At 62.6% G+C, this 26,378-nt stretch carries 23 protein-coding genes and 1 tRNA gene; 9 read left to right on the top strand and 15 right to left on the bottom strand.

The genetic code is table 11. The features are described from left to right. From ACFX4T_RS23270 to ACFX4T_RS23225, 10 genes are all read right to left on the bottom strand, one after another. Window positions 1–395, bottom strand: a 395-nt coding sequence (locus ACFX4T_RS23270) for an aldehyde dehydrogenase family protein (RefSeq protein WP_377654498.1), incomplete at its 3' end; no start/stop codon positions are given. 45 nt (window positions 396–440) lie between these two features. Beyond that, a complete protein-coding gene (gene iolD, locus ACFX4T_RS23265; RefSeq protein ID WP_377654505.1) occupies window positions 441–2,366 on the bottom strand; it encodes a 3D-(3,5/4)-trihydroxycyclohexane-1,2-dione acylhydrolase (decyclizing) in 1,926 nt (641 codons plus the stop codon). A 40-nt stretch (window positions 2,367–2,406) separates the two neighbouring features. Next, window positions 2,407–3,384, bottom strand: a complete 978-nt coding sequence (locus ACFX4T_RS23260; protein WP_223948112.1) for a deoxyribose-phosphate aldolase — start codon at window positions 3,382–3,384, stop codon at window positions 2,407–2,409. Then, the gene (gene iolC / locus ACFX4T_RS23255; protein WP_377654496.1) at window positions 3,381–4,415 is read right to left on the bottom strand and encodes a 5-dehydro-2-deoxygluconokinase; all 1,035 of its coding nucleotides are present in this window, start codon (window positions 4,413–4,415) and stop codon (window positions 3,381–3,383) included. The genes ACFX4T_RS23260 and iolC overlap by 4 nt, the downstream gene beginning before the upstream one ends. A 163-nt stretch (window positions 4,416–4,578) precedes the next feature. Continuing rightward, entirely contained in the window at window positions 4,579–4,983 is a 405-nt protein-coding gene (locus ACFX4T_RS23250; RefSeq protein WP_377654494.1) for a tautomerase family protein, read from the bottom strand. A gap of 222 nt (window positions 4,984–5,205) precedes the next feature. Beyond that, window positions 5,206–6,108, bottom strand: coding sequence for a succinate--CoA ligase subunit alpha (sucD, locus tag ACFX4T_RS23245; RefSeq protein WP_216926068.1), 903 nt, complete (start codon window positions 6,106–6,108; stop codon window positions 5,206–5,208). A 12-nt stretch (window positions 6,109–6,120) separates the two neighbouring features. Further along, window positions 6,121–7,290 carry an ADP-forming succinate--CoA ligase subunit beta gene (gene sucC, locus ACFX4T_RS23240; RefSeq protein ID WP_216926067.1) on the bottom strand — a complete coding sequence of 390 codons (1,170 nt, stop codon included), beginning with the start codon at window positions 7,288–7,290 and terminating at the stop codon, window positions 6,121–6,123. Between the two features lie 265 nt (window positions 7,291–7,555). Then, the gene (locus tag ACFX4T_RS23235; protein WP_377654491.1) at window positions 7,556–8,245 is read right to left on the bottom strand and encodes a hypothetical protein; all 690 of its coding nucleotides are present in this window, start codon (window positions 8,243–8,245) and stop codon (window positions 7,556–7,558) included. A 23-nt stretch (window positions 8,246–8,268) separates the two neighbouring features. Further along, the gene (pcrA, locus tag ACFX4T_RS23230; RefSeq protein ID WP_377654489.1) at window positions 8,269–10,821 is read right to left on the bottom strand and encodes a DNA helicase PcrA; all 2,553 of its coding nucleotides are present in this window, start codon (window positions 10,819–10,821) and stop codon (window positions 8,269–8,271) included. Window positions 10,822–10,897: 76 nt separating this feature from the next. After that, window positions 10,898–11,743, bottom strand: a complete 846-nt coding sequence (locus ACFX4T_RS23225; RefSeq protein WP_377654487.1) for an inositol monophosphatase family protein — start codon at window positions 11,741–11,743, stop codon at window positions 10,898–10,900. A gap of 33 nt (window positions 11,744–11,776) precedes the next feature. Between ACFX4T_RS23225 and ACFX4T_RS23220 the strand changes: the two genes are divergently transcribed. After that, window positions 11,777–12,403 carry a hypothetical protein gene (locus ACFX4T_RS23220; RefSeq protein ID WP_216926063.1) on the top strand — a complete coding sequence of 209 codons (627 nt, stop codon included), beginning with the start codon at window positions 11,777–11,779 and terminating at the stop codon, window positions 12,401–12,403. On the opposite strand, the gene ACFX4T_RS23215 is transcribed toward ACFX4T_RS23220, so the two are convergent. Further along, window positions 12,342–13,157 carry a hypothetical protein gene (locus ACFX4T_RS23215; protein ID WP_377654485.1) on the bottom strand — a complete coding sequence of 272 codons (816 nt, stop codon included), beginning with the start codon at window positions 13,155–13,157 and terminating at the stop codon, window positions 12,342–12,344. The two genes, ACFX4T_RS23220 and ACFX4T_RS23215, sit on opposite strands and share 62 nt — an antisense overlap. A 239-nt stretch (window positions 13,158–13,396) precedes the next feature. Further along, entirely contained in the window at window positions 13,397–14,200 is an 804-nt protein-coding gene (locus ACFX4T_RS23210) for a hypothetical protein (protein ID WP_377654483.1), read from the bottom strand. A 106-nt stretch (window positions 14,201–14,306) separates the two neighbouring features. On the opposite strand from ACFX4T_RS23210, the gene ACFX4T_RS23205 reads away from it, so the two are divergent. From ACFX4T_RS23205 to ACFX4T_RS23195, 3 genes are all read left to right on the top strand, one after another. Further along, window positions 14,307–14,379, top strand: a tRNA-Arg gene (locus tag ACFX4T_RS23205). A gap of 1 nt (window position 14,380) precedes the next feature. Continuing rightward, complete coding sequence (locus ACFX4T_RS23200; protein ID WP_377654481.1) at window positions 14,381–14,839, top strand: DUF6314 family protein; 459 nt, start codon at window positions 14,381–14,383, stop codon at window positions 14,837–14,839. Continuing rightward, complete coding sequence (locus tag ACFX4T_RS23195; RefSeq protein ID WP_377654479.1) at window positions 14,836–15,243, top strand: NUDIX domain-containing protein; 408 nt, start codon at window positions 14,836–14,838, stop codon at window positions 15,241–15,243. The genes ACFX4T_RS23200 and ACFX4T_RS23195 overlap by 4 nt, the downstream gene beginning before the upstream one ends. Before the next feature lie 64 nt (window positions 15,244–15,307). Here ACFX4T_RS23195 and ACFX4T_RS23190 read toward each other — a convergent pair whose 3' ends face one another. After that, complete coding sequence (locus ACFX4T_RS23190) at window positions 15,308–17,224, bottom strand: ABC transporter ATP-binding protein (RefSeq protein ID WP_216926059.1); 1,917 nt, start codon at window positions 17,222–17,224, stop codon at window positions 15,308–15,310. A 2-nt stretch (window positions 17,225–17,226) separates the two neighbouring features. After that, the gene (locus ACFX4T_RS23185) at window positions 17,227–18,888 is read right to left on the bottom strand and encodes an ABC-F family ATP-binding cassette domain-containing protein (RefSeq protein WP_216926058.1); all 1,662 of its coding nucleotides are present in this window, start codon (window positions 18,886–18,888) and stop codon (window positions 17,227–17,229) included. A gap of 279 nt (window positions 18,889–19,167) precedes the next feature. On the opposite strand from ACFX4T_RS23185, the gene ACFX4T_RS23180 reads away from it, so the two are divergent. The 5 genes from ACFX4T_RS23180 (at window position 19,168) to ACFX4T_RS23160 (ending at window position 23,138) form a co-directional block, all read left to right on the top strand. Then, window positions 19,168–19,890, top strand: coding sequence for a hypothetical protein (locus ACFX4T_RS23180; protein WP_216926057.1), 723 nt, complete (start codon window positions 19,168–19,170; stop codon window positions 19,888–19,890). Then, window positions 19,887–20,594 (top strand): hypothetical protein, encoded by a 708-nt coding sequence (locus tag ACFX4T_RS23175; RefSeq protein WP_216926056.1) that lies wholly within the window; start codon window positions 19,887–19,889, stop codon window positions 20,592–20,594. Before ACFX4T_RS23180 ends, ACFX4T_RS23175 begins: the two co-directional genes overlap by 4 nt. A 242-nt stretch (window positions 20,595–20,836) precedes the next feature. Then, window positions 20,837–21,652 carry an amino acid ABC transporter substrate-binding protein gene (locus tag ACFX4T_RS23170; protein ID WP_216926055.1) on the top strand — a complete coding sequence of 272 codons (816 nt, stop codon included), beginning with the start codon at window positions 20,837–20,839 and terminating at the stop codon, window positions 21,650–21,652. Then, entirely contained in the window at window positions 21,653–22,312 is a 660-nt protein-coding gene (locus ACFX4T_RS23165) for an amino acid ABC transporter permease (RefSeq protein ID WP_216926054.1), read from the top strand. After that, window positions 22,299–23,138 (top strand): amino acid ABC transporter ATP-binding protein, encoded by an 840-nt coding sequence (locus tag ACFX4T_RS23160; protein WP_377654475.1) that lies wholly within the window; start codon window positions 22,299–22,301, stop codon window positions 23,136–23,138. The genes ACFX4T_RS23165 and ACFX4T_RS23160 overlap by 14 nt, the downstream gene beginning before the upstream one ends. A gap of 53 nt (window positions 23,139–23,191) precedes the next feature. Here the strand turns inward: ACFX4T_RS23160 and ACFX4T_RS23155 are convergent, their stop codons facing one another. Next, window positions 23,192–26,218, bottom strand: a complete 3,027-nt coding sequence (locus ACFX4T_RS23155) for an alpha-mannosidase (protein WP_377654473.1) — start codon at window positions 26,216–26,218, stop codon at window positions 23,192–23,194. Window positions 26,219–26,378: the final 160 nt, after the last annotated feature.

Here is a 26,378-nt window from a genome sequence, read left to right as displayed (position 1 = left end):
TGGTCCGAGTAGTCACCCTTGAGCAGGGACGGGATGCCGCAGGCGAACTCGATCACTTCCAGACCACGGCCGATCTCACCCTTCGCGTCGGAGAGGACCTTGCCGTGCTCGGCCGTGATCAACTCGGCCAACTCGTCCACGTGCGCGGCGACCAGTTCACGGAACTTGAACAACACGCCCGTGCGCTTGGCCAGAGAAATATCACCCCAGGAATCAGCTGCCTTACGGGCCGCTGCAACAGCAGCGTCCAAGTCGGCCTCGCTCGCCAGGCGCAACTCCGCCGTGACCTGCCCGGTGGCAGGGTTGTACACGGGCTGGGTGCGGTCGCCTTCGCCGGCGGTTTCGGCGCCGTTGATGAAGTGGTTAATGGTGGTCAGTGTGGTCGTCGTCGACATATGCGGACTTCCTCGTCTTCTAGCTCGTGTGGCGGGTGTCTGGGGTTAGCCGAGCAGCTTGCGCTGGCGGTTCTTGTGGTCGGTATACGTCTCGTAGGCCTGCTGGGTGGATTCGAGGTCCGAGACCTGGGAGACGGGAACGTCCCACCAGGATTCCGAGCTGGGTGCATCCAGCAGAGGATCTGACTCGACGTGGATGACGATCGGGCCGTTTTCCGGTGCGGCTTTGGCTTCCTTGATGGCAGCACCGAGGGATTCGATGACGTTCTCCCCCGGTTCGATCCGGATGACCTTCGCGCCCAGGGACTCGGCGTTGGTGGCGAGGTCGATGGGAAGGTGCTCGCCGGCGTCGAAACTGTGCTGTTCCTTGTCCAGGACCCGGTACTGCGTACCGAAACGCTGGGAGCCGAGCGACTCGGACAGTGAACCGATGGAGGCGTAGCCGTGGTTCTGGATCAGGACCACGATCAGTTTGATGCGTTCGGCGACGGCGGTGACCAGTTCGGTATGCATCATCAGGTAGGAACCGTCCCCCACCATCACCACGACGTCCCTGTTGGGACCGCCGGCAGCGGCTTCGGCCAGTGCTGCGCGTTTCACGCCCAGCCCGCCCGGGATTTCGTAGCCCATGCAGGAATAGGCATATTCCACGTGGTAGCCGAACGGGTCACGGACCCGCCACATTTTGTGCAGGTCCCCGGGCAGGGAACCCGCGGCGCAGATGACCACGTCCTGGTCATCCATGGCCTTGTTCGTGGCTCCGATGATCTCGTTCTGGGCCGGCAACGGCGTGAAACGGGTCTCGAACGCCTCATCCACGATCGCGTTCCAGCGCTTCTTCTCCGCCGCGACCTTCTCTTCAAGGTCAGCACCCACACGATAACCGCCCAGCGCCTGGTTCAGTTTCACCAGGGCCTTGCGGGCATCAGCGACCACCGGGATGGTGGTGCCGTGTTTGTAGGCATCGATCGGGGCGACGTTGATGTTCACGAACTTCACGTCCGGGTTCTGGAACGCGGTGCGGGACGCGGTGGTGAAGTCTTCGTAGCGGGTGCCAATCCCGATGACCAGGTCCGCCTCGGCCGCGATGGCGTTGGCCGCCGTCGTGCCCGTGGAACCGATAGCACCCAGGGAATGCTTGTGATCCCACGGGAGGACACCGACGCCAGCCTGGGTGTTGCCCACCGGAATGCCGGTGAGCTCGGCAAAGGCGGCGAGTTGCTCGTTGGCGTAGGCGTAGAGCACGCCGCCGCCGGCGATGATTAGCGGGCGCTTGGCGGCACGGATGGCCTCCACTGCGCGGCGGATGTCCTCGTCCTCGGCCTCCGGACGGCGGATCCGCCAGTCACGCTCGGCCAGGAACTCTTCCGGAACGTCGAGAGCTTCGGCTTGGACGTCCTGCGGCAGCGAAATCGTCACCGCGCCCGTCTCGGCCGGGTCCGTCAGGACACGCAGGCCGTGGTGGAACGCCGAGAACAACTGCTCCGGGCGGGAGACCCGGTCAAAGAACTTCGAGAGCGGACGGAAGGCATCATTGACCGTGATGTCGTACGCATACGGCAGTTCCAACTGCTGCAACACCGGGTCCGCTGCACGGGTGGCGAACGTGTCGCTCGGCAGCAGCAGCACCGGCAGCCGGTTCGTTGTAGCCAGGGCGGCACCGGTCAGCAGGTTCGAGGAACCCGGACCAATGGACGTGCTGATCGCGAACGTCTGGCGCCGGCGGGTGTGCCGTGCATAGCCAACAGCCTGGTGCGCCTGGGCCTGCTCATTGCGGCCTTGGTAGTACGGCATGATGGACGGGTCCGCCGCCTGGTACTGCTTCAAAGCCTGACCAACGCCGGCAACGTTGCCGTGCCCGAAGATACCGAACATGCCCGGAAGCAGGCGCTCACGGTACTCCTGGCCACCGATGGAATCCACCGTGTACTGCTTGGAAAGGAACTCGACCACGGCCTGGGCCACGGTCATCCGACGGGTTGCTGTTCCTGTTGAGGTCCGCATGGCGGGGCTACTCCGATACTTTTACTGGAATACGGTCAGACGAGGCGGGCTCCCCCGCAGCAGGCCCGGTCGCGGACCCGGTCGCAGGTCCAGCGTTGTTCAGCAGCGAGGCGGCCGTCGCGACGGCACCCGCCACATCGCCGTCGTGCGGGTACAAAAGCGTGCGGCCCACCGTGAGGCCGCGGACGCCCGGCAGCGCGAGGGCGGCCTGCCAACTGGCGAAGACCTCGTCTTGGGAGCCGTCAGGGTCACCACCCAACAGCACGGTAGGAAGCGTGGTGGAGGCCATGACGCGCTCCATGTCCGCCACCACCGGCAGTTTCATCCAGGTGTAGGCGCTGGTGGAACCCAGGCCCTCGGCGATGCCGACGGACTTGATCACGGCGTCCGCGCGGAGATCGTTGCGGACCTTGCCATGTGCGTCACGCACCGAGAGGAATGGCTCCACCATGGCGATGAGCTTACGTTCGGCCAACGAATCGATGGCCTTGGCGGTCGCTTCAAGCGTGGCCACCGTGTCCGGGTCACCCAGGCAGATCCGCGTGAGCATCTTGCCGCCATCGGCACCGAGTGCCTGTAACGCGGCAGCTGTGTGTCCGGTGAACCGGTCATCGAACTCATTGACCAGACCAGCCAGGCCACCACGGTTCATCGAGCCGAAGATGAGTTTGCCGTCCAAAGCACCCAGCAGAAGCAGGTCATCCATGATGTCCGGTGAGGCAAGGATGCCATCCACGGCCGGGTTGGCGAGGGCGATCTGCAGCCGGTCCAGAAGGTCCCGGCGATCGGCCATCGCCATCGGCTCCGGCCCAACGGACAGGGCGCCGCGCGCCGGATGATCTGCCGCAACAATGAAATTCTGGACACCGTGCTTCAGCCCCGGGTGGCGACGACGGGTGGCAGCCGCGCGTGCGACGGCTTCCGGGTCCTCGAGCCGGATGCGGCTCAAGTGCTCATAGCGGCGGGGGTCATCGTTCAGGCTCAACGGACTGCTCCTTCTGCGAACGTTGGTGCTGCGGGCGCAGGGGCCGCGGCAGGGGAAGCTCCCGGGATGGGCCGGCCGCGTTCCGCGAGCAGCGAGGTGACCTCATCCGGCGTCGGCATCGCATCCGCGCAGGACACGCGGGAGGCAACGATCGCGCCGGAAGCGTTGGCGTAATCCAGAACCTCGGACAGGCTCCAGCCGGACAGCAGCCCATGGCAGAAAGCCCCGCCGAAGGAGTCCCCGGCACCCAGGCCGTTGACGGTTTCCACCGGCACAGGGGCCGAGACGACCCGCTCGGTGCGGGTCTTGGCCATGACGCCTTCCGGGCCGAGCTTCACCACGGCGATCTCGACGCCGGCGGCCAGCAGCCGGTCCGCCTGTTCGTCGGGCGTACCCTCCCCCACTGCTACAGCGCATTCCTTGTCGTTGCCGATCGCAACCGTAACGTGCGGAAGGATCCGGGCAACTTGCGTGCGGGCTTCCTCTTCCGAATCCCAGAACATCGGCCGGTAATCCAGGTCCAGGATGGTGAATTGGCCTTCCTTCAAACCAGTCCGGGGACGGGCTTCGTGAGCTGCGATGTGCGCGCTGCGGCTGGGTTCCTGGCAGAGGCCGGTCACCGTGGACCAGAAAATGCCCGCGTCCCTAATGGCATCCAGATCCAACTCTTCGGCTTTGATCTGCGGGTCCGGCGCCGTGGGAAACCGTCCATAGAAGTACAGAGGGAAATCTTCCGGCGGCTTGATCGCGCAGAAAGTCACCGCCGTCGGGTACTCCTTCACGGGGGAGACAAAGGAATCATCAACATTGAACTTGTGCAGTTCCCCGTGCAGGTAGTTCCCGAACGCGTCATCGCCGGTCCGGGTAATGACACCGGCACGGCGGCCGTGGCGCGCAGCAGCGACGGCCACATTGGAAGGCGAGCCTCCCAAATACTTGCCGAAGGACGTCACGTCCTCCAGGTCCACCCCAATATCGTTCGGGTAGATATCAACGCTGATGCGCCCGATCGTAAGCAGTTCGTGGGTCACGATGATCGTTGACCTTTCTCTTGTGAACTCTGAACCTTTGAGCGCTGGGCCCCAACGCCTTGCCACCCCTTCAGTGAGCGGGGCCACATGACTACTTTGCACCACATTTCATGTCCTGTCAAAGGTTTGTACTGACATATTTACAACATGACACGGACTGCATCTACTTGCGCGGGATGGCCAATTCTCCAGTGACATACTGACTGCGCCCGAAGCCGAAAGACCAGTCGCCGGGCGAGTTCTCCATGTAGCCAATGAAGACGTCCTCGCCCTTGACGCCAAGCTCGCCAAGCCCTTCGGTAATGGCTTCAAAGAGTGAGCTCTTGGCCACCTGGCTTCGTCCACCCTGCGTGAAGATCTGGATCATGACCACCCCTGAGCTGCGCTCAAAACCCAGTCCGGCGTCTTGGGCCACAATCTGCCCATTCGGGTGCTCGGTGATGATGTGGAAGTAGTCCCGTTCAGGGATTTCATACTCAGAGACGATTGCATTGTGGATGGCCCGGCTGATGGCGGCCAACTCCTCCGCCGGCCGGCCCTGATTGACGTCGACTCTTACCAATGGCATCTCGCACTCCTTCAAAGTAGTTTGTCCTGACATACTAACAAAGAAAGGCTGTGAAGGTACAGGGTCCCGCAACGCGCGTTAAAGCACGACGGCGACCCCGCACCTTCGATCGGAAAGGTGAGGGGCCGCCGTCGTGCTTGCCTTAAACAGCAACGCGGGGTCACTTTGAGCCCATTCCACACTCGGGAATGGGCCGTAAGTGACCCCGCGTTGCTTTGGGTACTAGAGCGTTGCGAAAACTTCGCGCAGCAGCTTAGCGGTTTCGGACGGCGTCTTGCCGACCTTCACGCCTGCAGCTTCGAGAGCTTCCTTCTTGGCCTGCGCGGTTCCTGCGGAGCCGGAGACGATGGCACCGGCGTGGCCCATGGTCTTGCCCTCAGGAGCGGTGAAGCCTGCAACGTAGCCAACAACCGGCTTGGTGACGTTGGCCTTGATGAAGTCAGCAGCACGCTCTTCAGCGTCACCACCGATTTCGCCGATCATGACGATTGCCTTGGTCTCCGGGTCAGCTTCGAACGCAGCCAGGGCGTCGATGTGCGTGGTGCCGATGATGGGGTCGCCACCAATGCCGATGGCGGTGGAGAAGCCGAGGTCGCGGAGTTCGTACATCATCTGGTAGGTCAGGGTACCGGACTTGGACACGAGGCCGATGGGGCCCTTGCCCGTGATGTTTGCCGGGGTGATGCCAACCAGGGCTTCGCCCGGGGTGATGATGCCGGGGCAGTTCGGTCCGATGATGCGGGTGACCTGGTTGCCCTCGGCGTCAACCTTGGACTGGGCGAGTGCCCAGAACTCGGCGGAGTCCTGAACCGGAACGCCTTCAGTGATGACTACAACGAGGCCGATACCGGCTTCGATGGCTTCAACCACGGCGTCCTTGGTGAATGCCGGCGGAACGAAGACGATGGAGACGTCGGCGCCGGTTTCAGCGATGGCTTCCTTGACGGTGCCAAAGACGGTGATTTCCTTGTCGCCGTGCAGGACCGTGGTGCCGGCCTTGCGGGCGTTGACGCCACCAACAATGTTGGTGCCGGCCTTGAGCATCAGTGCGGTGTGCTTGGTGCCTTCGCCGCCGGTGATGCCCTGAACGATGACCTTGGAGTCTTTGTTGAGGTAGATAGACATTCTCGCGTCCCTTTACTTAGCTGCGTTGGCGAGCTCGGCGGCCTTGTCGGCGCCCTCGTCCATGGTGGCGGCCAGGGTAACCAGCGGGTGGTTGGCCTCGGTCAGGATGCGGCGGCCTTCCTCGACGTTGTTGCCGTCGAGGCGAACGACCAGCGGCTTGTTCGCAGCGGATCCGAGCTCAGCAAGGGCACCCACGATGCCCTTTGCCACAGCGTCACAAGCGGTGATGCCACCGAAGACGTTGACGAAAACGCTCTTGACCTGGGAGTCACCCAGGATGACGTCCAGGCCGTTGGCCATGACCTCAGCAGAAGCTCCACCACCGATGTCCAGGAAGTTGGCGGGCTTGACGTTGCCGTGGTTTTCACCAGCGTAGGCAACGACGTCCAGGGTGGACATCACAAGACCGGCGCCATTGCCGATGATGCCTACTTCGCCGTCCAGCTTGACGTAGTTGAGGTCCTGCGCCTTGGCCTTGGCCTCGAGCGGGTCAGCTGACTCCTTGTCCTCGAGCAGTGCGTGGTGCACGTGGCGGAAGTCGGCGTTTTCGTCGAGGGTGACCTTGCCGTCGAGGGCAATGATGTCGCCTGCGCCGGTGCGGACCAGCGGGTTGACCTCAACCAGGGTTGCGTCTTCCTTCTTGAAAACGTCCCAGAGCTTCAGAATGACGTCGGCCACTTTGCCGCGCAGTTCTTCAGCGAAGCCTGCGGCTGCGACGATCTCGTCAGCCTTGGCCTGGTCAATGCCCACAGCGGGATCGATGGCGATCTTGGCCAGGGCCTCGGGACGCTCAACAGCCAGCTGCTCAATTTCCATTCCGCCTTCAACCGAGCACATGGCCAGGTAGTTGCGGTTGGCGCGGTCCAGGAGGACCGAGAAGTAGAATTCCTCGGCGATGTCCGCACCCTGGGCGATCATCACCTTGTTGACGGTGTGGCCCTTGATGTCCATGCCCAGGATGTTGGTGGAGTGCTCAAGCGCCTCGTCGGCAGTCTTGGCAACCTTGACGCCGCCAGCCTTGCCGCGGCCACCAACCTTAACCTGTGCCTTTACGACAGTAACGCCGCCGATCTTCTCGGCAGCTGCCTTTGCTTCTTCAGGAGTGTGCGCCACGATGCCGGCGAGCACGGGTACACCGTGCGCTTCGAACATATCGCGCGCCTGATATTCAAACAGGTCCACGGTTTAGTGTCCTTCTACGTCGAAGTAGTTTTCTGTTCAGCCGGGAACCGCGATGACCGCGATAGCCAGCTGCGGAAAGTACGCGGTAACAACCAGGATTGAAGCCGGTCACATTGCGTAAGGTCCTCTCGGAACTTTAGCCCTTTGAGGAGTCCCGCCAGCTACACACTACCTGTTAAGTGAGTAACCTTACACTTCTATCGGCTGTAGAAAAGCCGCAGAATCACGCGGTTTTTTTGGCCGTTCGTCGTCTGCTCGACGGCGATCACGACGCCGGTTCCAGGTTCCCGCTGACCGTTTTCCCGCCGTCGGAAATCAGCTGGTAGCCCGCCCGGCTGACAAAGAACGCCACTCCACCGGAGACATTTCCGCAGGCAACGCCGTCGTTATAGGCGGAACACCGAAGGCCGTTGCGCTCGATGTTCTGCCCGTCGGCCAACTCGCGCAGCTTGGAAATGGGGCCGCTCCGGCTGCCTTTGGGCCCGAACTCAGACTCCATTTGTGTTACGCCGGAACGACATGAGCCGTAGACAGCCTTGTCCGGCGTCAGGAGAACCGTGCCGCCGAGATAACCCAGGCCCGTTCCGGCGCAGTCGTCTGCGACGTCGGTTAGCTCAGGTTTGGCGTACTTCGCCAATTCGCAGTGCACCACAGGCACCACGGCAAACTTGTTGTTGGCCGCATCAGAATACGAGTTCGGCTCGTACGGAACGTTGAGGTGACCGCCCCTGGAAGAGGTCATGGCACACACGATGTTGCGGTCCGGCGTCACAAATGCGGTGACGTCCTCGCCGGCGGCCAAGGTGGTCTGCTCGGTAACCGGGACCTGCTTGAGCTGTTCCAGCGGAGGCAACGGCGCCGGCGGAACGTAGTCAGGGTCCTTCGTGGAGAACGAGCAGCCCGAGGCTAACACCATGAGCAAAGCGGCAAGAATCCCCAATACAGTCCGTCGCATGCCACCAATTATGCCGTTATGCGTCAGGCATCGATTTTGGTCAACGGCGCGTAGCGCAATAGCAGGCGCTTCTCACCGACGTCGAACTTCACCTTTGCGACGGTCTTGTCGCCCGAGCCCTCGACTCCCAGCACAACGCCGTTGCCGAAGCTTGTGTGGTTGACCTTGTCCCCCACCACCACGGAAATGACTTCCTTTTGCGGCTGCACCCGGTTGCGTGCGACGGCGGCCGGGACGTCGGCGTCGAAACCGGCGGTTGGGCTGGCGGCAACCCCACGTGAGGTGCCTGCGCCCCAGAAAGAGCCGCCGTAACGGTTGGAGCCGATGGGAGCATTACCCCAACCGCCCCCTGCCGCTTGCCGGCTCATGCCCTCACGTTTCCAGTCCACCAACTCGGCGGGAATCTCCTCCAGGAACTGGCTGGCGGGGTTGTACTGGCTTTGGCCCCACATGCTGCGGACTTCGGAGCGCGTGACATAGAGCCGTTTGCGTGCGCGGGTGAGGCCCACGTAGGCCAGTCGGCGTTCCTCGGCCAGTTCCTTGGGATCCGTGGCCGAGCGCTGATGCGGGAAGATACCGTGCTCCATGCCGGTCAGGAAGACCACCGGAAACTCCAGGCCTTTGGCCGTGTGCAACGTCATGAGCGTGACAACGCCCATGCGCTTGGCTTCGGCCACCGCGGCGTCAATATCCCCGCCGGGAGCATCAGGAATTTGGTCGGCGTCGGCCACCAGGGAAACCTGCTCCAGGAACTCGCCCAGCGAACCGTCCGGGTTGTCGCGTTCATACTCGCGGACTACGGCCACCAATTCGGCGAGGTTCTCCACGCGGGACTCGTCCTGGGGATCGTTGCTGGCGCGCAGGCCGGCAAGATATCCGGTCTGCTCGAGCACTGCCTCCAAGGCAGCGGCAGCACCGGATCCGGAAGCCACCTCAGCGAGGTCATCCAGCAGCTTCACAAAGCCCAGGACTGCGTTCACAGAACGTGTTGCCATGCCGGGCGCTTGGTCGGCACGGCGGGCCGCGGCCATAAAGGACGTTCGATCGCGTTCAGCCAAGGCAGCCACGGCACCCTCTGCGCGGTCGCCAATCCCTCGCTTGGGTTCATTGAGAACCCGGCGGAGGTTGACGTCGTCGTCAGGGTTTACCAGAACGCGCAAGTACGCCAGGGCGTCCTTGATTTCCTTGCGCTCGTAGAACCGCGTGCCGCCCACAACCTTGTAGGGCAGGCCTACCCGGACCAGCACGTCTTCAATGGACCGTGACTGGGCGTTGGTGCGATAGAAGATGGCGACATCGCCAGGACGCAGCCCTTCCTCGTCCTGAAGCCGGTCGATTTCCTTGGCAATGAACTGGGCTTCGTCGTGCTCGTTCTCCCCGACGTAGCCCACGATCTTCTCGCCGTCTCCCTCTGCCGTCCACAACCGCTTTTCCTGGCGGTTGGGGTTCCGGGAAATTACGGAGTTGGCGGCGGTAAGGATGTTCTGCGTGGAGCGGTAGTTTTGCTCGAGTTTGATGGTGCGCGCGTTGGGGTAATCGGCCTCGAACTCCACGATGTTGCGGATGTCCGCACCACGGAAAGCGTAGATGGACTGATCGGAATCTCCCACCACAGTGAGTTCGCTGGGTTCGACGTCGGTATCGGTTCCCAGGCCAACGATCTCTCTGACCAACGCGTACTGGGCGTGGTTGGTGTCCTGGTACTCATCGACCAGCACGTGCCGGAAGCGACGGCGGTAAGACTCAGCGAGCGCGGGGAATGCGCGGAACATGTAGACGGTTTCCGCGATGAGGTCATCGAAGTCCATGGCATTGGCTTGGCGCAGGCGCTGGGTGTAGCCCTTGAACACCTCTGCCACGGCTTGCTCGAAGGGGTCATTGTGGTTTGCCGAGGAGACGTAGGAGTCGGCGTCGATTAGCTCGTTCTTGAGTGCGGAAATCTTGTGCTGGATGGCCTTGGGCGGGAACTTCTTGGGATCAAGGTCCAGGTTCTTGGACACAAGGGTGATCAGGCGCAGGGAATCCGCGGAGTCGTAAATGGAGAAGTTCGAGTTCAAGCCCACGTTGGCAGCCTCGCGGCGCAGGATGCGCACACAGGAGGAGTGGAACGTGGAGATCCACATGCTCTTGGCTCTGCCACCTACCAAGGCCTCGATACGTTCGCGCATCTCCGCAGCGGCCTTGTTGGTAAAGGTGATGGCCAGAATTTCGCCGTGGTGCGCACGCTTGGTGGCAATAAGGTAGGCGATCCTGTTACTCAGGACGCGGGTCTTGCCCGAGCCCGCGCCCGCAACGATCAGCAACGGACTGCCGGCGTGCTTCACGGCTTCTTCCTGCTGCGGGTTCAAGCCTTGGAGGAGGGCGTCGGCGGATGGCAGCCTGCCTGCCTCCTGATGACCCCAGGCGCCGGAAGCAGGACTTTCGTTTGTGCCGCTGCTGGACCCACCGCTGCCCTCGCCGAACCGGGCACGGGAAGCACCGCCGCCCGCGTGCGAAAGCTCCGGGGCAGCCTTGGTTGCGGCTTTGGAGCCTGCGTTGAAGGGGCCGTCTGCGTAGGGGTCGAACAACATATCCATGGTGACTACCAGTCTAGGCGGTGCCTCTGACACTCAAGGGCCACCCCAAAGTCAGCCCCGCCCAGGCGATCAAAAACTACGCAAACTGCGGTACAGAGGTGAGGGCGCCACTCAGCTCGCGGACCGCCGTCGGGCCTCCTGCGATGAACCAGTTAAGGCCGTTGACCTGCACGACGGCGGTGTCCCCGCCTGCAGCGCGGACGATCGCCTTGCCGGGAAGCCAGTCCCACTCCGGGCAGCTGTGCTGGAACCAGCAGCCGAGCTCGCCATCGGCCACCCGGCCGAGGTCGCACGAGCCCGAACCAAACATTCGAAGCGCTGCAGCGGAGACAGCAGCGGCATGCCAGGGCATGGCAGTTCGTGGGTCCGCCAACCAGGTGGGGTGGATGTAGGTTGCCGCGCAGATTTGGCCCACGGAGAGGTCTCCGGAACCTGAAATGCGTTCGCCGTTCAGGCTGGCCGGATGCTCCTCGCCGCCCAGCCAGAGCTTGTCCAGTTCGGGCTGGTAGATAGCCCCAAGCAACACGTCCGGGTCCGCAACCCGGTTGCCGCCGCGATCTGAGTCGTCGCGCTTAAGGGCAATGGCCGAGCACCAGTACGTGGAGCCGTGAAGGAAGTTGTATGTTCCATCCACCGGATCGATCACCCAGGTCCGGCCACTCGTGCCGGCAACAGAAGCGCCTTCCTCGCCCAGGATCCCATCTTCCGGCCGGCAGCGTCGCAATTGTTCCAGGACGTAAGCCTCGGCCGCGTGATCGGCTGCCGTGACGACGTCGGACACGGACGTCTTGCGCGTACCCTGTAGTCCGCCCATCCGCATGAGCAGCGCCAGTTGGCCTGCCTCGCGGACCAGTGCGCTGGCCAATTGGTAGTCATCAAGTGACGGATCGAGTTCAGTTGCGGTGTGCCTGCCGGTGGTCATGGTCCCAGCTTATGTGGCGGGATAATGAATGACATGGCCAAGACACCAGCGCAGCGCATCAAGAAGCACGGAGCCAAGGCAGTGGTCCCCGAACACTCCCTCCCGTCCGTGATCAATCCCACCACGCGGAGGACCCCCGAGAAGGCGCAGAGCAACTCCAAGCTGATCGTCATCGCGGGAGTTGTGGCCAGCCTGTTCCTGTTCTGGTACCTGCACCTGCTCACGCTGAACCAGATGACGCAGCTTTCAGGTGGCCTGGCCATGCCGGATTCGCTGATCGGTGGGTTCTCCCAGGACTACGTCGCCCAGCTTCGCGCCGCGATGGACGAGGCCGCCCGGGGCCAGCTGAACTACGTCCATAAGACTGCGGGCACGCTCTTTCCACTGATCTTCGGCTTCAGTTGGCTCCTGCTGATCGGCACCAACGTTGCGCGCAAAGCGTGGCGCTGGGCAATGTGGGCCGCTCCCCTGCTGTTTGCGGTGGCCCACTTGTGGTCCAACGTCGCCATCGATTCGATGCTGGCTATGGAAACGCCCGACGCCGGTTCGGTTGCCCTGGCGTCCACCCTCACCATTGCGTCGTGGGTACTGTTCCTCATCAGCCTGCTGTGCGGTGCGGCGGCGGTGTTCCTGGGATTGAAGAACGCAAAACAGCCCTGACAGCTTTCCGTTCCCTTGTGACGCGGTGAGCCACTACCAGGCCCACCAAGGACAACCCCAGGATGATCGGATATGCCATGGTGCGCTCGATGGCGCCGGGCTCCTCGACGCGCAACTGCACCGCAAGGACGTAGATGGTTGCTCCCAGGGAAACTACTCCGAACAACAGCACTATCCACGACATCTGCGTATGCCCCCGCCACACTAGGCCAAGTATCACCAAGGACAGCGGTCCGGCGATGAAGTACAGCCCCGCACCGGTCAGATGCAGCGCGAGGTCAGTGTCTTCGGGGATCAAGCCAACCATCGCCTGGCCTATGCCCGCAACGAGGATCAGTGCCCTGACTCCCCACGCTGCAATCCAAGGAAATGCCGCGGCTGGTGATGCCATCCTTGGCCGGATCACCCGGGCGCCCGGTTCAGCCGCCACAGAGAGGACAGCCGAGCTCAGCAGCACTGCCCCGAGCACCATGGCAACCCCTTGGAGCACGAACGAGGCATTCATCAGCCAATTAAGCGGCGAGCACACCTCGTAACCGTTAAAGGGACCACAGTGGGCAGCGCCAAGGTCACTGATGACGTGGGCACGCCGGTCATAACCTGGATTGCCTTGCCACACAGCCATCGCCGTGGCTTCCACAACGAAATAGTGGATGAGGGTGATCGCGGCCCAACCCCCAATCAGCTCGCGCCGGCCAGCGAGGTCAGGCAGAAGTCCCCGGTCCCCGCCGAGCGGACCACGCGCCGTCGTCATAGCGCCAGAATAGTCCCGGAGTACCGATGGTGCACCCGTTCAACGCCACGGACCCCTAACGTCGGATGCGCAAGGCTGGACGAAGCGGACGAAATAAAAACGATAGTGTTATCCCAGTGGGCCAACCGCCCACCCCTCCGTTAAAACAATTGACCCGCCGGCCAGCGGGTCATTGTTTAGGCGCAGGGCACCTATGTTGTGCGATCAAGGGTCTAGTCCTTGGTGCTCACACATCAAGACTAGGCCCCCCGGGCGGATTTTCTCTTCGCGGCTTTCCGCACGGTGCGCACCCGTTGGGCGATGACCAAGCCGGCAACAGCCAGGCCGATGGTCACGGGGTAGCCCATCAGCCGTTCCAGTGTTCCGGGCTGGGGCACTTCCATTCCCGTGATCCCCCCAACGATGAGCGCTCCGATACACAAGGAGCCACAGGCTGCGATGAACCAGCTCATCGGGGTCTGCCGGAACCAGAGGATGCCTAGCAGCAGCAATGCGAAGCCACCACCAATGAAGAACATCAGGGCGCCCGCGAAATGCCATGGGGAGCCGACATCCTCTGGCACCAGGCCAACGATTACCGTCCCGCCGCCCGAAACACCCGTGAGTATTCGGATGGCCACAGCCATGATCCAGGGCTTGGCCAAGACCCTGGTCCGGGGTTCTTCGTCGGCCGTGGTGGCGTGGAAGCGCTGGGCATGCACGCCCGGACGCGCTGCCACGCACAAAAGCCCTGCGGTCAGGAACACCGCACCAAGGATCAATGCAAGGCCCTGGACAACAAACGAGGCGTTCATCAGCACATGGAGTGGTGAGCAGACGGCCCGGTCCTCGTAGACGCCGCACGAGGCAGCACCGAGGTCGCTGATGAACCCGGTAGCTCTGCTGTAGGGCTCCGGACCGGCCCAGGCCTCGATAACGGCAGCCTCGGCAACGAAATACTGGACCACGCTCAACTGGGCCCAGCCGCCAATGTTTGCCCGTGTTGCGCGGACATCCGGAAGGAATGTGCCGGTGGTTTCCGGTGGTGTCGCATGCCCTCTCATGACCGCCAGCCTAGCCGTGTTCGGGCACCGGCCCGGCAGCTTGTATGCTTGTAGTCGTGTCCGGCCATGGAGCTCCGTAACGGGACTCCGGGCGATGGACACGCAGGCCCTCGTAGCTCAGTGGATAGAGCACGGCTCTCCTAAAGCCGGTGTCGTTGGTTCGATTCCAATCGAGGGCACTTGAACCACCAGCAGCCCCCACAGGACTTGCGCGGCTATTTGGCTGGCGCGTGGAATGTGGAGCGGACTCTCCTGGACCGGGCCTCCGGCACCCGCGGAACCTTTACCGGCGTCGTGCGTTACACGGAAGGGCCCGACGGCGGCCTCCAGTACCGCGAGGACGGAACCATGCACTGGCCCACCCACACGGGCGCCGCATTCCGCGAATATCTCCTCAAGCCAGGACCTCAACTGGATTCCATGGACGTTTTCTTCCCCGACGGCCGGCTCTTCCATGTGATGAGCTTCGCGGAGCAGGCCAACCAGGACAAACACTGGTGCGACCCCGACGACTACTACGTGAACTACACCTGGGAGGGGCCGGATGCATTCAGTTTCACGTGGGATGTCCGCGGTCCCGCAAAGGATCTGCTGCTGGAATCGCATCTGGTTCGAATCAAAGCCGGGAGGCAAGCGTGAGCGTTACTGATGTGATCGTGGTCAGCGCCGTGTGCGTTTACAACAAGGAGGGCCGGCTCCTGACCGTCCGCAAACGGGGCACGGACAAATTCATGCATCCAGGCGGCAAACCCGAGGCCGGTGAATCCGCCGCGGAAGCTGCAGCCAGGGAATTGTTCGAGGAAGTAGGCATCGAGGTAGCCCCGGAGGACCTCGAACCCCTGGGCGCTTGGCTCGCAGTGGCTGCCAACGAGGCCGCAACCAACATCGAGGCCACAGTCTTCACGGCTCCTGGAACCTGGGAAGCACACCCTTCGGCCGAGATCGCAGAGATCCGTTGGCTGGACCTCGCAGCACCGTTACCCGAGGACCTCGCACCCCTGCTGACGGACCACGTTCTCCCTGCGCTCGCCTCGCCTAAGTAGGAGGTCACCCAAGTAGGTCGCATTTGTGCGCGTTTTGAGCCCTCAAAACGCGCACAAATGCGACTTAGTTGGGCTCCGGGACAGCTTCCTCGGCCACCGCCGTGGCTTCCGCGAACTGGGTCCGGTACAACTCGGCGTAGCGGCCGTCGGCAACAAGCAACTCCGTGTGAGTGCCGCGCTCCACGATCCTGCCGTCCTCTACCACCAGGATCACGTCTGCCGCACGGATCGTGGACAACCTGTGGGCAATCACGACGGCGGTACGCCCCTCGAGCGCTTCCCCCAAGGCCGCCTGGACGGCGGCTTCATTGGTGGAGTCCAACGCGGCGGTTGCCTCATCCAGAATCACGACGCGCGGCTGCTTGATGAGCAAGCGGGCGATGGTGAGCCTTTGCCGTTCGCCACCGGAGAGCCGGTAGCCGCGCTCCCCTACAACTGTCTCAAGGCCATCGGGAAGGGACCGGATCATGGGTTCCAGGCGTGCCCGCCGGAGCACCTCCCACATGTCCTCTTCCGTGGCATCGGGCCGGGCGAGGCGCAGGTTGGATGCAATGGTTTCGTGGAACAGATGGCCATCCTGGGTCACCATGCCCAGTGCGTCGCGCAGGGAGTCAAACTGAAGGTCCCGGACGTCCACGCCGGTGCCAGGCCCGCGCCCACCAAGGCGCACCGCTCCGGAGTCGACGTCGTACAGGCGGGACAAGAGTTGGGCCACCGTGGACTTTCCTGCGCCGGACGAGCCCACCAAGGCCACCGTCTGTCCCGGCTCAACGCGGAAGCTGACACCATGCAGCACTTCCTCGCCGCCGCGTGTGTCCAGGGTGGACACGTCTTCCAAGGAAGCGAGGGACACCTTGTCCGCCGACGGGTACGAAAAGCGGACGTCGTGGAATTCCACGGCCACGGGTCCGGACGGAACGGCTACGGCGTCCGGCTTTTCCGTGATGAGCGGCTGCAGGTCCAGGATCTCGAAGACCCGCTCGAAGCTGACGAGTGCGCTCATGATTTCCACGCGCGCGTTGGAAAGCGCGGTAAGCGGCGCGTAGAGACGCGTCAGGAGAAGGGCCAGGACAACTACGTCGCCTGGTGCCAGTTGGCCACCAAGGGCAAGCCAGCCGCCCAATCCGTAAACGAGGGCCAGGGCCAAGGCCGAGACCAAAGTCAGCGCAGTGACGAAGGTGAACTGCAGCATGGCGGTGCGGATGCCGATATCGCGTACGCGGCCGGCCCGGGCAGCAAACTCCCGGGATTCCTCGTCCGGCCTGCCGAAGAGTTTTACCAATGTGGCGCCGGGAGCGGAGAACCTTTCGGTCATCTGCGTACCCATGGCAGCGTTGTGCGCGGCTGCCTCGCGTCGGAGGTCTGCCAGCTTGGAGCCCATGCGCCGGGCAGGTATGAGGAAGATTGGCAGCAACACCATGGCCAGAACGGTGACCAGCCAGGACGTGTTGAGCATGACGATCAGAGTCAAGGCGAGCGCCACCACGTTGCTCACCACGCCGGACAAGGTACCGGCGAAGGCTGACTGCGCCCCGATGACGTCGTTGTTCAAGCGGCTGACCAATGCGCCGGTGCGTGTCCGGGTGAAGAAAGCGACGGGCATGCGCTGCACGTGGTCGAACACGCGCGTCCGGAGGTCCACGATGACGCCCTCGCCGATGGTGGAGGACAACCATCGGGTCACCAGTCCGACTCCAGCCTCGCCAACAGCCACAATCGCAATGAGGACGGCCAGCCAGATCACTGTTCCCACATCTGCCTTGGCAATGATGGCGTCAACCACTTGCCCGGCAAGCACGGGCGTGGCGACGGCGAGGAAGGCGCCTGCGATCGAGGCAATAACGAAGGCTATGAGTTTGCCCTTGTGGGGTGCGGCAAAGCCCAGGACACGTTTCAGCGTCTCCTTCGAGAAGGGTTGCGAGCCGCTCTGGGCACGCGTTATCTTGTGCAGCGAGCTCCAGGCAACGCCATCCATGCTCATGGTTACTTCTCCTGGCCGGGGATGTGGTGAAGCTCCTGGACACGGCCGTTTTCCAGGTGCCAACGCGAATCGAGCCGCACGTTTTCCAGCAAGCGGCGGTCGTGAGTGACGAGGAGGAGCGCACCTTCGTAGCTTTCCAGCGCCTCTTCCAGTTGCTCGATCGCAGGGAGGTCAAGGTGATTGGTGGGCTCGTCAAGCACCAACAGGTTCACGCCCCGGGCCTGCAGGAGGGCCAGCGCAGCACGGGTTCGCTCTCCCGGAGACAACGAATCAACGGTCCGCGAAGTGTGGTCGGCTTTGAGGCCGAACTTGGCCAGCAGCGTGCGGACGTCCGCACTGTTCCAGTCCACCAACACGGCTTCGACGGCGTCGCCAAGCTGCCGTCCGCCGTCGAGCAGTCCGCGGGCTTGGTCGATTTCGCCGATGGCGACAGACGCACCCATGGAGGCCTCGCCGTCGTCGGGCTTCCGGGTGCCCAGCAGCAAGCGCAGGAGAGTGGACTTACCGGCGCCGTTGGGCCCGGTGATTCCGATGCGCTCACCGCCGTTGAGCTGCAGGTTGACCGGCCCCAGCGTGAAGTCGCCTTGGCGGACCACTACGTCACGAAGGGTGGCGACGACGGCACTTGAGCGGGGTGCCTGGCCGATGCTGAACTGCAGTTGCCATTCCTTGCGCGGCTCCTCCACCTCGGTGAGGCGGGCGATGCGCGACTCCATCTGGCGGACCTTCTGTGCCTGCTTTTCGGACGACTCGGTACTCGCGGCCCTCCGGATTTTGTCGTTGTCAGGGTTCTTCTTCATCGCATTGCGGACGCCCTGGGAGCTCCACTCGCGCTGCGTGCGTGCACGGGACACAAGATCGGCTTTGGTGTTGGCGAACTCTTCATAGCGTTCGCGGGCGTGGCGCTTGGCGACGGCACGTTCTTCGAGGAACGCTTCGTAGCCGCCGTCGTAGACAGCCACGGAATTCTGGGCGAGGTCCAGTTCCACCACGGTAGTGACGCAGCGCGCCAGGAACTCACGGTCGTGGGAAACCAGAACCACTCCCCCGCGCAGGCCCTGTACGAAAGCCTCCAGCCGGGCCAGGCCATCGAGGTCCAGGTCGTTGGTGGGTTCATCAAGAAGGACAACATCGAAGCGGCTGAGCAGCAGGGCTCCCAAAGCAACCCGGGCAGCCTGCCCGCCGGAGAGGCCTGTCATGAGGGCATCGGTGCCAAGCTCAAGGCCAAGATCCGCCAGTACAGCAGGAATCCGGTCCTCCAGGTCTGCAGCACCGGATGCCATCCAGCGGTCAAAAGCCAAGGAGTATGCGTCATCCGTTCCGGGAGCCCCGGAACCAAGGGCCTCGGCCGTGGCTTCCATCTCCGCAGTGGCCTGGGCACAACCAGTGCGGCGCGCAATGTAGGCTGCGATGGTTTCGCCTGCGGTGCGCTCATGTTCCTGGGGCAGCCAGCCAACAAAGGCGTCCGACGGAGCCAGATTGACGGTCCCCTCCTGCGGCTGGTCCACGCCGGAGAGGATGCGCAGAAGCGTGGATTTGCCAGCGCCATTCGCGCCCACCACGCCCACCACATCACCGGGAGCAACGGTGAGGGAAAGCTTCGAAAAGAGCGTGCGGTGGCCATGACCACCGGAAAGATCCTTGGCCACCAGTGTTGCAGTCATTCTCTATTCCTCTCGCAGCGCCATCAGGCGCTCGCGTCTACATCACCAGCGCGGTAAAACAAGCGCGGGTTCACCTACGAAACGCAGCCACACTGCCCGTGATTCCCATGGGCATGGAAAAACCCGCTGGTCCGGACTTGGGGGGTGTACGGACCAACGGGTTCAAGCATCAAGCATAATTCAATGTGGCGTCGGCGTAAAATCAATCCGTACCTTCGCTCCGGCTCCTTTTTGGATCGGCCCGGACTTGCCCGTTTGAAATACCCCAGAAAGCCCTCCATGCCCTTACCGTCCAAGGCGTTCCAACGCTGGCTTCACGGCGTTGCACCCAACGCCAGCACAGCGGACGTCTGCAGGATTTCCGGGATAAAACGGACAACGCTGGCCCAACAGCTGGTCCGCGGCAAGGTGGCAGAGTCAACGCTGGTCAGCATTAGCCGGGGCTATCACATCAGTCCTGTACAAGCCCTGGCCACTTTTGACCTCTATGCAGATCTTCGGGGCGATCCCGTCCCGCCCACGCCTGATGAACTGGTGAGCCAGATTGCGACCATGGATTTGCTGCGCGCGGTAGTGGAACGCAGTGAACCGGGATCCGTCTCTGTCGCAGGACTGTCGCCAACACCGCACCCCACCGCGGTGCGCAACTGGGTGGATGCAATCGACGACGGCGAGTTGCGGCACCGGGTCAGCGAAGCCACCGGCATCGCACCACAGAACTTCTCCGCCCACCTGACCGCCAACAGGCTTCCTCCAGAGCTGGCCATCGCAACGTCGCGGGCTGCCGGCGTCGGGCCAGCGGGCGGGCTGGTTGCTGGTGGGCTGCTCACAGAGGCCGAGGCCGGCTGGTCCCCCAATGGGCGGCAGGAGGCCCTGGACCGGATGACCCTGGGCGAACTGGTGACCCTCGCCGGTGAGAGGCTTCAGGCGCTGGGCAAGACCTTGCGCCGCCAAGAACAAGACCATGAACGAACTGAACGAATTTGGGAGAACCTCGGATGACGGCTGTCCTGCCTTGGGCAACCTTGCTGGTGTGCCTGGCAATCACCATCGCACGGATTCCGAGCCTGCTCAGGGGTGAGAACCGGGTAGTTTTCTACATTTTCGCGCTGATCACCCTGGATATCCTCCTCAGCATCGAAGGCCCGTACCTTGCCATCGATGCCCTGCTCGGCGGAGTTAACGTCACCAACCTGATCCTGCGGTTCCTGCTGTACGGTACGTTCCTGCTGATGGGCATCAAGATTGCCATGGGCTTCGCTTCCACGTCAGCGGAACGGGCCATTCGTGGCCCCTGGGGGTTGGCAGTCCTGGGAATCACGGTGGCATTGACCACGTTTTTCTTTGTCATCACGGACACCCGCGGTTCCACGGCGGGAATGACGGGGCTGACCTGGGGACCATCCATGGAGGCCTATGCGGCCCTGGGCCGCTTCTATCCTGGATACGTATCAGCCTGTTTGCTGCCCGCCATCTGGCGGACCATCGTGGGCCGCTACCCAGCGCTGCTGCGTGCGGCATCGGCCCTGCTGTTTGTTGGCCTGGCGTTGCTGTTGGTGTCTCAACTCTTCCCACTGATCCCGCTGGTGCACCTGTGGCTGCGTTCCCTGATTAACTACTCCGCAGTGCTGGCGACCGCCATTGGGCTGGCCGGGATCTGGTTTTCCAAGGCATTTGCCCGGCGCAAAGCAAGACGCACAGCGTAAGACTTTCACAAAACTATTAGATCGTGGCACAATCATGAATGTGTGAACGCGGTTGCAGCCTGGCACCGGAATCAGAGAACGGGTTTCCGGTGAACGTGGCGCCCACGTGATCACAATTGGGGGGATGAGTGGTGGCGGGCTGTTGGGGACCGCCCCCACTCAGCCTTTTTAACCACACGTTCAGCGGGCGTCCAAGCCTTCCCTTCCGGGAATCCGCGTTTGCCCGTGACTAAGATGGCTCCATGACCAGCCTTCGCTCCCGCCGTTCTCTTTTCGCCGCTACCTTGGCCGCCGCTGCCCTTGCACTCTCTGCCTGCGGTGGCGGTTCCACTCCAGCCCAGTCCGGTGGCGATACATCCTTGTCCGATGTGAAATCCAAGGGCGAACTCGTCATCGCAACGGAAGGAACCTACCGCCCGTTCAGCTTCCACGCCGAGGGCGCTGGTGAATTGACGGGCTTCGACGTTGAGATTGCCAAGGCCGTGGCTGAAAAGCTGGGAGTGAAGGCGAGCTTCCAAGAGACGCAGTTTGATGGCATTTTTGCGGGCCTGGACGCCAAGCGGTTCGATACCATTGCCAACCAGATCTCCATCAATGACGAGCGTAAAGCCAAGTACGAGTTCTCCAAGCCCTACACCGTCTCCACCGGCGTTGTGGTGACCAAGAAGGACAACTCCAGCATCAACAGCTTTGCTGACCTCAAGGGCAAGACCACCGCGCAGTCGCTGACCAGCAACTTCTACAAAATGGCCGTAGAGGCCGGCGCCAACGTTCAAGCAGTTGAAGGCTGGGCCCAGTCTGCCACCCTCGTACAGCAGGGACGCGTGGATGCAACGGTGAACGACAAACTCACCTACCTGGACTACGCGAAAACCACCCCGGATTCCGGTTTGAAGGTGGCCGCCGAAGCACCGGACAAGACCGAGAGCGCCCTGGTGTTCCGAAAGGGTTCCACAGAGCTGACCAAGGCTGTAGACAAGGCGCTGGATGACCTCCGGGCAGATGGAACCCTGGCAAAGATCTCCGAAAAGTACTTCGGTGCGGATGTCACCAAATAAATGAACTGGGACCTCATCTGGAGTTCCTTCGGGCCGATCATCACCGGTGCCGTAACGGGCACCATCCCCCTTACCCTGGCCTCCTTCGCTCTGGGCCTGGTGCTGGCTTTGGTGGTGGCGCTGTTGCGGCTTAGCTCGAATTGGCTGCTGTCCGGCATAGGTCGCTTCTACGTCTCGGTCATCCGCGGTACTCCCCTGCTGGTGCAGCTGTTCGTGATTTTCTTCGGCCTTCCCAGCATTGGCATCCGGCTGGATCCCTGGCCGAGCGCCATCATCGCCTTCTCCTTGAACGTGGGAGGCTACGCTGCGGAGATCATCCGGGCTGCGATACTTTCGGTCCCCAAGGGCCAGTGGGAAGCCGGCCACACCATCGGGATGTCCCACCCCCAAACCCTGGTGCGCATCATCCTTCCGCAAGCGGCACGCGTGTCCGTTCCACCGTTGTCCAACACCTTCATCTCCCTGGTCAAGGACACCTCGCTCGCATCACTCATCCTGGTTACTGAACTCTTCCGCAATGCCCAGCAAATCGCTGCGTTCAGCCAGGAGTTCATGGCCCTTTACCTGCAGGCAGCCCTGGTTTACTGGGTCATCTGCCTGGTCCTTTCCACTGCGCAGTCCGCTGTGGAAAGGAGATTGGACCGCTATGTCGCCCACTGATGCACCCCAACAGCGCGAACCACGCGTCACGTCAGTCCTGAAGGCCCGGAACCTCGCGAAAGCCTTCGGCAGCAACGTAGTGCTCCGCGACATCGATATCGACATCCGCCGCGGCCAGGTGGTGGCCCTCATCGGTCCCTCAGGTTCGGGCAAGACCACTGTTCTGCGCTCGCTTAACGGCCTTGAAATCCCCGACGCCGGTACTGTCACCTTTGGCGGCACCGGCCGGGGCCCGGGCTCCGGCCCGAGCAGCGAGACCTCCGATGACCTCTCGATCGACTTCGGCACCAAAGTAGGCAAGAGGGAGATCGCTGCGCTGCGGGACCGCAGTGCCATGGTGTTCCAGCACTACAACTTGTTCCCGCACATGACGGTCCTGAAGAACATCATCGAGGGTCCCGTGCAGGTCCAGAAGCGCCCGAAGGCAGAGGCCATCGCCGAAGCCGAACGATTGCTGGAGCGGGTGGGCCTGGCTGACAAGCGGGACGCTTATCCGTTCGAGCTCTCAGGCGGACAACAGCAGCGCGTGGGCATCGTCCGTGCCTTGGCACTCCAGCCCCAACTGCTGTTGTTCGACGAGCCCACGTCGGCGTTGGATCCTGAGCTCGTCGGAGACGTCCTGGGCGTCATCAAGGAACTCGCCGAAGAAGGGTGGACCATGGTGATCGTGACCCATGAGTTGGCCTTCGCCCAACACGTGGCGGATGAGGTCATCTTCATGGATGGCGGCGTTGTAGTGGAGCGTGGCCCAGCTGCCGAAGTGCTGCGCGCACCCCGGCAGGAACGGACCAAGTTGTTCGTGAAGCGGCTGCAACACGACGTCTAAACCTCTTGGCGCAGGTCTCCTAAGCGCGCCCAGCATTCAGGCGCGCCCAGCCTTTATCGGGCGAACCGCAACGTGACCAATTGGAACGGGCGCAAGACCAGCTCGGCTGCGTCCTGCCCCACAGTCACTCCAGGGGCCTCTACCGGCCGTTCCAGCAGGTCCGTGGCCAGGACGCCCTGAGCTTCAAAATTCGCCCTGACTACACCGGCTGAGCGTTCTCCCAAGGATTCGTAAAGACGCACAATGACGTCTCCGGAGCCATCTTCAGCCAGCTTCACTGCCTCCACTACCAAGGCAGGGTTGGACACTGACAGCAGGGGTTCCACTGGCTTGCTACCAGTGACATAGCGGGGCTTCAGGTTGGTGCGGTAGCCCTCCTCCACGGCATCCCCTATTCCCGCTCCAGGCCTGATGGACAGTTCAAGGGTGTGCTCGCCGCGATCTGCTTCAGGGTCCGGGAACCTTGCGGAACGCAACAGCGAAACACGGACGTTGGTGGTCGTCCCTCCGTCTCCGCGGACAGCCCTGGTGACGTCGTGCCCATAGCTGGAGGAGTTGCTGACGGCCACGCCATAACCGGGCTCGGCAACGTGGATCCAGCGATGGGCGCAGATCTCGAACTTCGCAGCATCCCATGATGTGTTCGTGTGGGTCGGCCTGAACACGTGGCCGAACTGGGTCTCGGAGGCCGAGCGGTCCGCCCGAACATCCAGTGGGAAGGCCATCTTGAGCATTTTTTCGCGTTCTTGCCAGTCCACTTTGGTGGAGATAACCAGCGACTCCGCACCGGCCTCGAGCGTTACCCGTTGCGTGATGGTGGAGGCACCAACCGTACGCTTGACCACCACGACGGCGCCTGCCTCCGTGCGCTCAAGATCGATGGTTTCCGCCTGGGTCACTTTGGTGACGTTGCGCCGGTAGAACTCCTCGATGTCCCAGGCGTCCCATTCATTCGGAGTATCCCTGAACAGCTCAAGCAGGTTGCCGGGCTGGCCGGGCACCATCGCCTCACGGCCGGTGGCGTGGTCCATGAGTGAGGTCAACAAGCCGTCACTGTCCAAGGCAGCGCGGATGATTCCGTTGTCCAGGATGTAGCCGCCGTCCTTTTCGCGGGCATCAACAACTGCCTCCGGCTTCACGGCTTGCGCAGCGGCCAGCGCCGGCACGCCACCCCTCTTATGCGGGGCAGCATTGAGCAGGAACTGCCTGTCTCCCTGGCCGACGAGCGCTTGGGCTGCCTGGCCGATGATGGCCTCGAGATCGCGGGCGATCGCCTCGTAATTCCGCTCGGCATCCTGGTGGACCCACGCAATGGAACTGCCCGGCAGGATGTCGTGGAATTGCTGCAAGAGCACCAACCGCCAGAGCCTCTTGAGCTCCGTTTCGGGATAGGCGTAGGCGTCGCCCAGGCGCACTGCAGCCGTGGAGCACCACAGTTCTGCCTCACGCAGCAGGTGCTCGCTGCGCCGGTTGCCTCGCTTCGTCTTCGCCTGGCTGGTGTACGTTCCGCGGTGCATCTCCAGGTACATCTCGCCCACCCACACCGGGAGGTTCCGGTACTCGGCTTCGGCGGCCGTGAAGAAGTCCTTGGCCGTGCCCATCCGGACCTTGGGGGAACCTTCAAGATCCGCCGTGCGGTGTGCAGCCGCCACCATTTCGCGTGTGGGACCACCACCGCCGTCGCCATAACCGAAGGGAACCAAAGACATGGTGCCGCGGCCGTGGTCACGGTAGTTGCGTTCCGCGTGCGCAAGTTCGCGCGCATGGAGCTCAGCGTTATACGTGTCTACCGGCGGGAAATGGGTGAACAGCCTGGTGCCATCGATTCCTTCCCACGTGAAGGTGTGGTGCGGCATCCGGTTCACCTTGTTCCAGGAAATCTTCTGCGTAAGGAACCAACGCAAACCCGCGGACTTGACGATTTGTGGCAGCGCTCCTGAGTAACCGAAGGAATCGGGCAGCCAGGCTTCCTGGCACTCCACGTCGAATTCCTTCAAGAAGAAACTCTTGCCTTCCACGAACTGGCGGGCCATGGCCTCGCCACCAGGCATGTTGGTGTCCGATTCAACCCACATGCCACCGACGGGCACGAACTGCCCGGCCCGGACCTTTTCCCGAATGCGGACAAAGAGCTCAGGGAAGAATTCCTTGATCCAGGCCATCTGCTGGGCTGAGGAGCACGAGAAGACGAAGTCGGGGTCCTCGTCCATGAGGGCCACCACGTTGGAGAACGTGCGGGCACACTTGCGGATGGTTTCACGGACGGGCCACAACCAGGCGGAGTCGATGTGCGCATGACCGGTGGCCACGAGTTCGTGGGCCGAAGCATAGGCGGGACGGCTCAGTACTTCCGCCAACGCCTCGCGGCCTGCGGCAGCCGTACCTGCGACGTCATCCGGATCCATGATGTCCAGCATCCGTTCCAGGGCCCGCAGGATTTCGTGGCGGCGCGGCAGGTCCATGGGGAGCTCGTGCATGAGCCCGCTCAATGTCCAAACGTCCTGGTTGAGTTCCCACACCGTCTCGTTGAGTTCGGCAATGGCAATCCGGCCCAGGCGATACCGGGGTTCGTCGCCGGAGGTCGCCTTATCCCCCAAAGGAGTAGGGGCGAATGACCAACCCTGCGCGACATCCGGGTTGGCTGCCGCTTCTACATAGAAATCCACGGACAGTCCGCCGCCGAGCAGCTTCAGCGGAACGTGGTAGTTACGCGGTGAGATCGCCTTGATGATGCTGGCATCGGCCCGCCAGGCCGTGCCTTCACATTGGAACCCCGGCACGTCGCTGTTGAAACCCAGGTCCACGATGATTTCCACCGCCGTCCCCTCGGCTGAACCCCAGCCTTCTGGAACTTCGCCCTGGAGCCTGAGCCACTTGGTGCTCCACGGCTTACCCCAAGGTGCGCCCGGCTCCTGGGGCGTGAAGAGCTGGCGAATGGCCTCCGCTGCGGGCACGGGTTCTCCAGGCGCGTCCCAGCTGCTGAGCTGCAGTGGGACGGACCTACCGTAAATGGCCGGAAGAAGGCGTTCCCGAACGAATCGATCGAGACGCTGTTCAGTGATCCGGCGGTCGTCGTGCAATTAAATCCCCCTAAGCATGGGCTGGTGGCAAAGCGTCATGGCCGGCTGGCGAACCGGCATCTGATGGACGGCGTTAGTAGTGGACACGGCGATTCCAATCGATGGATAAAATCTACGTTGTTCCAGCTCAATAGCCAAGTGATTGAGGACTATCCGCAGT

Source organism: Paenarthrobacter sp. YIM B13468 (genome assembly GCF_042788025.1).
Taxonomy (GTDB): domain Bacteria; phylum Actinomycetota; class Actinomycetes; order Actinomycetales; family Micrococcaceae; genus Arthrobacter; species Arthrobacter aromaticivorans.
Note: the sequence above shows the minus strand (reverse complement) of the source record. Positions and strands in the feature narration are given on the sequence as shown.

What these genes read in the sequence shown, in the direction of transcription:
- iolD (WP_377654505.1), bottom strand. Translation starts at nt 2,366, where the DNA reads ATGACCGTGGCCCAGGCCGTGGTCGAGTTCCTTTCCAAGCAGTACACG.
- ACFX4T_RS23250 (WP_377654494.1), bottom strand. Translation starts at nt 4,983, where the DNA reads ATGCCATTGGTAAGAGTCGACGTCAATCAGGGCCGGCCGGCGGAGGAG.
- sucD (WP_216926068.1), bottom strand. Translation starts at nt 6,108, where the DNA reads ATGTCTATCTACCTCAACAAAGACTCCAAGGTCATCGTTCAGGGCATC.
- ACFX4T_RS23235 (WP_377654491.1), bottom strand. Translation starts at nt 8,245, where the DNA reads ATGCGACGGACTGTATTGGGGATTCTTGCCGCTTTGCTCATGGTGTTA.
- pcrA (WP_377654489.1), bottom strand. Translation starts at nt 10,821, where the DNA reads ATGGATATGTTGTTCGACCCCTACGCAGACGGCCCCTTCAACGCAGGC.
- ACFX4T_RS23225 (WP_377654487.1), bottom strand. Translation starts at nt 11,743, where the DNA reads ATGACCACCGGCAGGCACACCGCAACTGAACTCGATCCGTCACTTGAT.
- ACFX4T_RS23220 (WP_216926063.1), top strand. Translation starts at nt 11,777, where the DNA reads ATGGCCAAGACACCAGCGCAGCGCATCAAGAAGCACGGAGCCAAGGCA.
- ACFX4T_RS23215 (WP_377654485.1), bottom strand. Translation starts at nt 13,157, where the DNA reads ATGACGACGGCGCGTGGTCCGCTCGGCGGGGACCGGGGACTTCTGCCT.
- ACFX4T_RS23210 (WP_377654483.1), bottom strand. Translation starts at nt 14,200, where the DNA reads ATGAGAGGGCATGCGACACCACCGGAAACCACCGGCACATTCCTTCCG.
- ACFX4T_RS23190 (WP_216926059.1), bottom strand. Translation starts at nt 17,224, where the DNA reads ATGAGCATGGATGGCGTTGCCTGGAGCTCGCTGCACAAGATAACGCGT.
- ACFX4T_RS23185 (WP_216926058.1), bottom strand. Translation starts at nt 18,888, where the DNA reads ATGACTGCAACACTGGTGGCCAAGGATCTTTCCGGTGGTCATGGCCAC.
- ACFX4T_RS23180 (WP_216926057.1), top strand. Translation starts at nt 19,168, where the DNA reads ATGCCCTTACCGTCCAAGGCGTTCCAACGCTGGCTTCACGGCGTTGCA.
- ACFX4T_RS23175 (WP_216926056.1), top strand. Translation starts at nt 19,887, where the DNA reads ATGACGGCTGTCCTGCCTTGGGCAACCTTGCTGGTGTGCCTGGCAATC.
- ACFX4T_RS23170 (WP_216926055.1), top strand. Translation starts at nt 20,837, where the DNA reads ATGACCAGCCTTCGCTCCCGCCGTTCTCTTTTCGCCGCTACCTTGGCC.
- ACFX4T_RS23165 (WP_216926054.1), top strand. Translation starts at nt 21,653, where the DNA reads ATGAACTGGGACCTCATCTGGAGTTCCTTCGGGCCGATCATCACCGGT.
- ACFX4T_RS23160 (WP_377654475.1), top strand. Translation starts at nt 22,299, where the DNA reads ATGTCGCCCACTGATGCACCCCAACAGCGCGAACCACGCGTCACGTCA.